Origin of the sequence: Methanolobus sp. (assembly GCF_016278365.1) — an archaeon.
GTDB lineage: Archaea > Halobacteriota > Methanosarcinia > Methanosarcinales > Methanosarcinaceae > Methanolobus.
The window spans coordinates 253,753-260,639 of record NZ_JADQBZ010000011.1 but is presented as its reverse complement, the minus strand read 5'-3'; the positions used below and the strand labels follow the sequence as shown (position 1 = coordinate 260,639).

Genomic DNA, 6,887 nt, shown 5'->3' with positions numbered 1-6,887 from the left:
CAGGAAGCTGAGAACTTGAAGTGCAAGCTCCCGACTTCAGTCGGGAGTCGTTGACAGATTTATGCTCTCTGTTGCCTGGCAAAATGTCTCATACTGAAAAAGGTTAAATATATTTATACTACAAGAAAAATTTTCCTGATAAAAGGTTATATCATGTAAAACCCTATTAAACCAGAAATGTATATGCTATCAATGATAAAACTGAGGCTTCAAGTATGGTAAAATGGAAAAGGGATATGGGGCTGGAAGGAAGGATGGTCCTGACGATGTTCCTGCTGGCTGCAGTGTATCTGCTCTTCCTTGCATTCCTCGCTTCTATGGGGACTTCGATGGGAGTCATGCTACTCTTTATAGGTCTGTTCATGGGGCTGCAATACTACTATTCTGACCGGCTGGTCCTGTGGTCCATGAAAGCGACAGTGGTCTCAGAAGAAGAGGAACCTAAAATTCATCAGACAGTGACACGGCTTTGTGCCATGGCCGACCTGCCAAAACCCCGGATAGCTATTGTAAGGACTCCTGTCCCAAATGCCTTTGCTACCGGAAAGAGTCCGGGCAGTGCTGTAGTTGCAGTCACTACCGGATTGATGGACAGGCTCAACCAGGGAGAGCTTGAGGCCGTGCTTGCTCATGAGCTGAGCCATGTTAAGAACCGGGATATGACCATACTGACCATTGCCAGTTTCCTCTCCACTGTCGCCTTCTTTTTTGTGAGGTACAGCATGTATTTTGGAGGTTTCGGGAACAACAGGAAAGGTGGAGGAAATATTATTGTGATCTGGCTTGTCTCTATCGGCGTATGGCTGGTCAGTTTCCTGCTCATCCGCGCCCTTTCACGCTATCGTGAATTCGCTGCTGACAGGGGTGCAGCCATGATCACCGGGAACCCTGCCAACCTCACCTCTGCATTAATGAAGATAAGCGATGTTATGCCACGGATACCCACGGAAGACCTGAGAAAGGTCGAAGGAATGAATGCATTCTTTATCATCCCGGCGGTCTCGGGTTCCATAATGAACCTCTTCTCCACTCACCCTTCAATGGAAAAGCGTATAGCAGCACTTGAAAAGATGCAGAGGGAGATGGAGTCCTGATGGGTCTGCGCGATATGTTCGACTCTGTGCTTGGAAAGAGCAAACTGCCTAAAGCAAATACTGACCGTCTCTTTGCGATATCTACTGCCGTGGTGACCATGGAGCTGAACCTGGGCCTGGTGCCTTCAAGTTCTGCAGGTATCTGCTTCAAGTCTATGGCTATGTCAAGTTACCAGACGGTCAGGGAAGAGATAGAAGGCCTGCTTAAGTACAGTGCAGCTGAAACAGGCACTGACTACAGGCTTGAGAAGGATGAGTATAATTTTCTATGGGTGATTCTCAAAGACACTGATTTTGAAGACCTTGTAACGACTATACACATGGTCTCCCAGACCCTTATCGAAAGTGACTTCGGTGAACAGTTGCTATGCGCCGTGTACAGGTTCGAGAGCAACGGCCCTGTCTACTGGATATACAACTTCAAGCAGGGAAGTTATTATCCATTTGTACCCCGGGAAAAGAACAAAAGGGACAACTCCATGGAAATGAGGCTCAAATCTCTCATAGAGAAAGAACTACCCGTTGAGAAAGATCTGGAAAAATGGCATCCTCTATGGGGAATGCCATTCTGAGCAGTTCAGCCTTCAAGTAATCCGTCGCCTGTAAAGATCTCCCTTGCCTCTTTCAGGGTCAGGTCGTCTGGCGGGACGATGACGTCTGATTCCCTGATGTCGGCATCATCAAGCTTCTTCCCATTTGAACGAATGCAGTTCAACAGATTTAAGAGTTCGGCTTTGTACTCTTTCTCATTTCCATTGACCACAAGTTCCACTATTCTGTTATCAATGACGTTCAATTCATCAAAGAGACTGCTTGGAACCTGGTATTGTCCTTCTTCGGATATCCGTATTATCATTTCCCCGCCTCCTTCTTCAGTCTTGCAAGCTCGCTGTCCACACCTGATTGTGCATTGATCTTTGCAAGTTCCCGGTCTATGTCATCCCCGCTGCTTGTGAAATCTTCCAGTGTGCCGGTCTCGATGAGTTCATCAAGTGCTGAAGCGCGGGCCTTCATATCTTCTGTCTTGTTCTCCGCACGGTCTATCGCAAGGCCGATATCAGCCATTTCCTCGCTTATCCCTGAAACGGATTCACTTATCTTGACCTGGGCCTCGGCAGCAGAGTACTGTGCCTTGATGGTCTCTTTCCGTGTCCTGAATACCTCTACTTTGGTCGAAAGGCGCTTCTCGGCTGCGACAAGTTTCTCCTGCTCCTTTTCCAGTTCCTCTATCTGTGTATCGAGGCCCTGGATCTGGGTGGCCAATGAGCTCTTTCTCTCAAGAGCCAGTCTTGCCAGGTCCTCCCTGTCGGCATTGATGGCTTCCTTTGCCTGTGCATCAAGTTTTTCCATGCTTTGCTGGAGCTTTGAGCGCTGCAACTGGAGCCTCTTCTTTGAGGTAGTTACCTCAGCAACTCCCCGTTTAACATTCTGCAGCATCTCAAGCTGCTTCTCGTAAGAATAATCAAGCGTTTCTCTCGGGTCTTCCATCTTATTGACCAGCTTGTTCATTTTAGACTTAACTACGATTCCCATTCTGTTGAATAAACCCATGATCTTCCTCCGGAATAACTTTCTCAGGCACTGACATTGATTCAGGTGGTGTATCTGTCTGTCCGCTATTTCAAATTTTCTTTTAGTATCCAGTGACTATTATATGTGGTCATAAAAGCATAATACGTTTGTCCTGCAAAATATATCGTTGTTTCATATCATCTAGTATTACGTGGCTAAGAGTTATCATTTTGTACTTTCCCAAACCAGGTATATTTTTGTAACGCTCATCTATATTAATATGTAGAAGCCAAATATAGGATACCAACTAAAAGAAGGAATCGATATGAAAACACTTGTAACATACATGTCACAGAGCGGAAATACAAAGAAAGTAGCTGAAGCGATCTATGGAGAGCTTGCAGGGGAAAAAGAAATTAAAGCATTATCAGAAGTTACGAGCCTTGAAGGTTATGATCTTGCTTTCATAGGTTTCCCTGTATTGCAGTTTGACATTCCTCCCAAAATGAAAGAATTCTTATCCGGGAATACAAAAGGCAAGAACATTGCAATATTCATGACTCACGCTGTTCCCGAAGGATTTGAAGCTATCCATTCGTGGACAGGCTCAGCCCAGCAAACAGCAGCAGATGCAAATCTCCTTGGAACATTCGACTGTCAGGGTGAACTTGCCCAGCCTGTTATCGATATGCTGTTAAAAGCAGAAGACCCTCAAATGAAAGCATTCGGTGAGATGGGTCCGTCCACCAAGGGACAGCCTGACGAAAGCCGTCTCCGGAAAGCACGCGAGTTTGCCAGGGACATCCAGTCCAAGGCTAAGTAAGCAATAAGCAAATTAACAGAGGTGTCCCATGTCAGATCAGAAAAAAGCTCCGGTATTCTGTGAGAACTATTGCTTTATTTGTAAAGGAGCACGTGCCGGGAACAGCCTGTGCAGGACCTTGCAGAACATCGAACTGAAGATAGTAGGGAAGAAAGGATGCATATGGGGCAAGGCAAGGACAAAATATTACGGTGTCACGCCGGATAAGCCAATACCAAAAAAGTGAGAACCGGATAAAGGACAGCTCGCCTTTATCCTTTTCATTTACTCTTTTTTCTTTAATTCGCTTTTATATACTCTATCATTTTCGGTGTCAGCAATGGTGCTATCTGAGGCAGCATGTTGGGCATCAGATTCCCCATTGCTGCAGGCATAAGGTCTGGCATCTGCTCCTTCATATGAGCCGGCATAGGTACTCTCTTTTCTACTGCTATGAGCATCTTTGGCATCACCTTGGGCATCAGGGACGGCATGAGCAGTGGCATCATTCTCGGCATCATGGGCTTCATCAGCGCATCCATGCCCGGCACGTACTTTACGGTCTTCATCATGGCCCTCATGTATGAAGGCATTGCACCTATCATGTCAGGCAAGAGCTCCACCATCATCTCTGTCATGTTCTCCGGCTCCATCAGCTCGATCATTTTCTCGAATGTGACCCATGCTTCAAGTGCCACATTGGTGGTATCGGGGATGTCGTATCCAAGGCTGCGGGCTGCAAGTGCTCCAAGGTCCTGTATCTCTATGTTTACATTATTATCCTTTGCAGCGACCCTGAACTGCACAAGGCAGCAAGGGCAGAGTGCAGCCATAATGTCCGCTTTCTGGTCTTTTGCTTCCTGAAGGCGGACATTGCCTATCTTACTCGCGACCTTCGGTTCATCGATAAGTGTCACAACAGAACCGCAGCACAGAGCTCTTTCCCTGTTATGCTCCATTTCCCTGAACTCTACTCCCGGTATGGCCTTGAGCAATTCTCTGGGAGCATCGTATATGCCGGCACCCGCCCTGCCGATGTGGCATGAATCGTGCCATGCTACTACTTTGTTCAAAGGCTGCTTGAACTTAGGCCTGAGCACATCCAGCTTATCCACCAATATCTCTGAGTAATGCTTTGCTTCAATACCATAATCTATTCCCAGCTTTTCCGCCCATTGGGGATATATGGTCCTCCACATGAGCAGGCATGCGGGACAGGACGTTACAACCGTTTTCACACCTTTCTTCTGCATATTGGCGGTGTTCATCTTCATTATTTTCTCAAAGAGGTCCCACTTCCCTGCTACAAGCATCGGTATTCCACAGCATGATTCCTTGTCCCCGAGATATGTGAATTCCACTCCCGCCTCATCAAGCAGGCGCACGGTACCTACAGCCACATCCTTTTCGACAAATGATGCAGTACACCCTGCGAAATAGGCAATCTCTGCCTTGTCCTTGATTTTGGCCCTGATGTCATCTGGCACCCACATGTCCCTGTCTTTCTTGTAATTAGCCCAGATGTTCCTTTCTCTCTCAAGGCTCTGTGCCATAATCTCGAAAGGCGGGATGGTCATCATCTTCTTCTTCTGGACAAGGTTCTCCCTGAGGGTCATCCAGGAGCGCTCGATAGGCAGGTCCAGCTGGCAGTAATGGTCGCACATCTCACAGGTGGTACACGCAAGGAAAGTATCAGCCTGTTCCTGGTCAAGTTCCATCCTTCCTGCAAAGTACTCCTTAAGGAAGAACCATTTTCCTCTTGGTGACTGGGATTCCCATCCCCTTCCATAGTACTGGTCACACTCGTTAACACAGTAGCCACACTGTGCGCAGGTGAAAGCATGTGAGACGATATCTCCAGGTATGCCCTTCTCTTCCCTGAAATCCTGCTGGCTGACCCCTGACACATTACCCATGGCGCGTGCCATCGGTTCAAAGGCTTTTGCAAAAGAGAGCCCTGTCTGCATCAGCGGCTTGCCTGTCAGTGTCTCAGGATTCATGATGTCATTGGGATCTGTACTCTTCTTGAGCTCCCGTATCTTTGCCAGCCTTCCACCGAAGACCTTCTCTGCCTGTTTCGAGAAGTAAAGGCCTGATGAATAGATCCTTCCTCCGTTGTCCTCTGCTATCTTCACGATGCTCAGGGCCAGTGGGAATGCAAGGTTGTACCTGAAAGACCTTTCCGAATGGGGTATGAAGCATAGCATGACAGCTTCATCACCTTTCACGACCATACCTTCAACCAACACCGGAAGACCTATCTTCCTGCCGATATCATCGAATACGGATCCGATCTTGTTCACAGGCACGACCACTTCTGCAGGGATAAAGGACGGGCCAAGTCTCTTGACCTTCATGGACCTGAACCATTCCTCTATCTCATGCTCTGCTATCTCTTGCGGCAGTACTTCTCCACCTGCCTCTCTGATAATATCCTGAAGGCCACTGACATCTCTTGATGCAGGGTACACGAAATTACATATGTACGACTCAGGCAGCTGTGGCCTGTGATTGTCCACCGGCTCTCCATAGTGAGTTTTAGGCGGAGCCTGGTTTTTCATATTTGCCCATTGCGGGTTCAGGAAAGAGATAGCCCATATCGGGATCTTTTTCTGGCCCACTTTTTCAATGGCTGCCTGCATGCTCTGGGCATCCGGGAATTGTGCAGAAATGGCAGCATTCTTCTCATGCTCTCTGACCCGCAGGGTTACCTGTGTGATTATTCCGACAGTCCCCATGGTACCAACGATCTTTCCAAGCTCGTCACCTGAGAAGTCCCTGACCTCACCATTTGGCAGTACCACACGTGCAGACTCCATGGTGTCCTGTGACCAGCCGTACTCATAACTCCCATAGCCTACACCATTCTGGGCAAGCCAGCCACCCACAGTCGCGGATAATGCACTTGACGGAACGGCCTGTACTGACAGACCTTCTTCGTTCAGTTTTGTTTCAAGGTCATACCAGATGATTCCCGCTCCCACAGTGACCCGTAGTTTGTCTTTATCGATGCTGATTATTTTTCTCATCGGGGTCATATCAGCTATTATGCCTCCTTTTGTGGGAATGACGCCCCCATAGCCGGAAGAAGCGCCTGCTCTTGGCACAAGGGGAATACTGTGCCGGCGTGCGAAGTTCACAAGCTTGACAGCATCCTCCTCATTCAATACTTTCACAATTGCAGCAGGTTTTGTATTGCCTAGCATCCTTTTCACAAGGGATGGCAGTGCACCAACATCATGGGTATAGAAATGTCTTTCCTTTTCGCTGAAATTAACCCCTTTCCCAAACATGGATGAAAGCTCTTGTTTTTGTTCATCCTTTAACTCATAGGTCGTATTTACCATGCTAATCTCCCAATTTTCATTATTATGTGATCTCTATAATTATTTTCAATATAGTTCCATTTAAATCCTGCCTATATAAATGCGCTTGAATACTGCAGAATAAGCCTTAATCCAATCAGTTCCATATTACGT

General features: G+C 47.3%; 7 protein-coding genes. 4 read left to right on the top strand and 3 right to left on the bottom strand.

From position 1 onward, the window contains the following. The first annotated feature begins 215 nt into the window (after window positions 1–215). Both htpX and QZZ22_RS12980 read left to right on the top strand, forming a co-directional pair. On the top strand, window positions 216–1,094 hold the full coding sequence (gene htpX, locus QZZ22_RS12985; protein WP_292465562.1) for a zinc metalloprotease HtpX: 879 nt from the start codon (window positions 216–218) through the stop codon (window positions 1,092–1,094). Next, window positions 1,094–1,666, top strand: a complete 573-nt coding sequence (locus QZZ22_RS12980; protein WP_292465560.1) for a hypothetical protein — start codon at window positions 1,094–1,096, stop codon at window positions 1,664–1,666. Before htpX ends, QZZ22_RS12980 begins: the two co-directional genes overlap by 1 nt. A 5-nt stretch (window positions 1,667–1,671) precedes the next feature. Here the strand turns inward: QZZ22_RS12980 and QZZ22_RS12975 are convergent, their stop codons facing one another. Together QZZ22_RS12975 and QZZ22_RS12970 are read right to left on the bottom strand one after the other, a co-directional pair. Beyond that, window positions 1,672–1,950, bottom strand: a complete 279-nt coding sequence (locus QZZ22_RS12975) for a hypothetical protein (RefSeq protein ID WP_292465558.1) — start codon at window positions 1,948–1,950, stop codon at window positions 1,672–1,674. Further along, entirely contained in the window at window positions 1,947–2,645 is a 699-nt protein-coding gene (locus tag QZZ22_RS12970; protein WP_292465555.1) for a PspA/IM30 family protein, read from the bottom strand. Before QZZ22_RS12970 ends, QZZ22_RS12975 begins: the two co-directional genes overlap by 4 nt. 286 nt (window positions 2,646–2,931) lie before the next feature. Between QZZ22_RS12970 and QZZ22_RS12965 the strand changes: the two genes are divergently transcribed. Continuing rightward, window positions 2,932–3,429 (top strand): flavodoxin family protein, encoded by a 498-nt coding sequence (locus QZZ22_RS12965; protein ID WP_292465554.1) that lies wholly within the window; start codon window positions 2,932–2,934, stop codon window positions 3,427–3,429. Window positions 3,430–3,457: 28 nt separating this feature from the next. After that, entirely contained in the window at window positions 3,458–3,655 is a 198-nt protein-coding gene (locus QZZ22_RS12960) for a hypothetical protein (RefSeq protein ID WP_292465551.1), read from the top strand. Window positions 3,656–3,707: 52 nt separating this feature from the next. On the opposite strand, the gene QZZ22_RS12955 is transcribed toward QZZ22_RS12960, so the two are convergent. After that, window positions 3,708–6,755 carry an FAD-binding and (Fe-S)-binding domain-containing protein gene (locus QZZ22_RS12955; RefSeq protein ID WP_292465549.1) on the bottom strand — a complete coding sequence of 1,016 codons (3,048 nt, stop codon included), beginning with the start codon at window positions 6,753–6,755 and terminating at the stop codon, window positions 3,708–3,710. Window positions 6,756–6,887 lie beyond the last annotated feature (132 nt).

Bases quoted from the DNA above. Each gene is read 5' to 3' on its own strand.
- htpX (WP_292465562.1), top strand. From the start codon at position 216: ATGGTAAAATGGAAAAGGGATATGGGGCTGGAAGGAAGGATGGTCCTG.
- QZZ22_RS12980 (WP_292465560.1), top strand. From the start codon at position 1,094: ATGGGTCTGCGCGATATGTTCGACTCTGTGCTTGGAAAGAGCAAACTG.
- QZZ22_RS12975 (WP_292465558.1), bottom strand. From the start codon at position 1,950: ATGATAATACGGATATCCGAAGAAGGACAATACCAGGTTCCAAGCAGT.
- QZZ22_RS12970 (WP_292465555.1), bottom strand. From the start codon at position 2,645: ATGGGTTTATTCAACAGAATGGGAATCGTAGTTAAGTCTAAAATGAAC.
- QZZ22_RS12965 (WP_292465554.1), top strand. From the start codon at position 2,932: ATGAAAACACTTGTAACATACATGTCACAGAGCGGAAATACAAAGAAA.
- QZZ22_RS12960 (WP_292465551.1), top strand. From the start codon at position 3,458: ATGTCAGATCAGAAAAAAGCTCCGGTATTCTGTGAGAACTATTGCTTT.
- QZZ22_RS12955 (WP_292465549.1), bottom strand. From the start codon at position 6,755: ATGGTAAATACGACCTATGAGTTAAAGGATGAACAAAAACAAGAGCTT.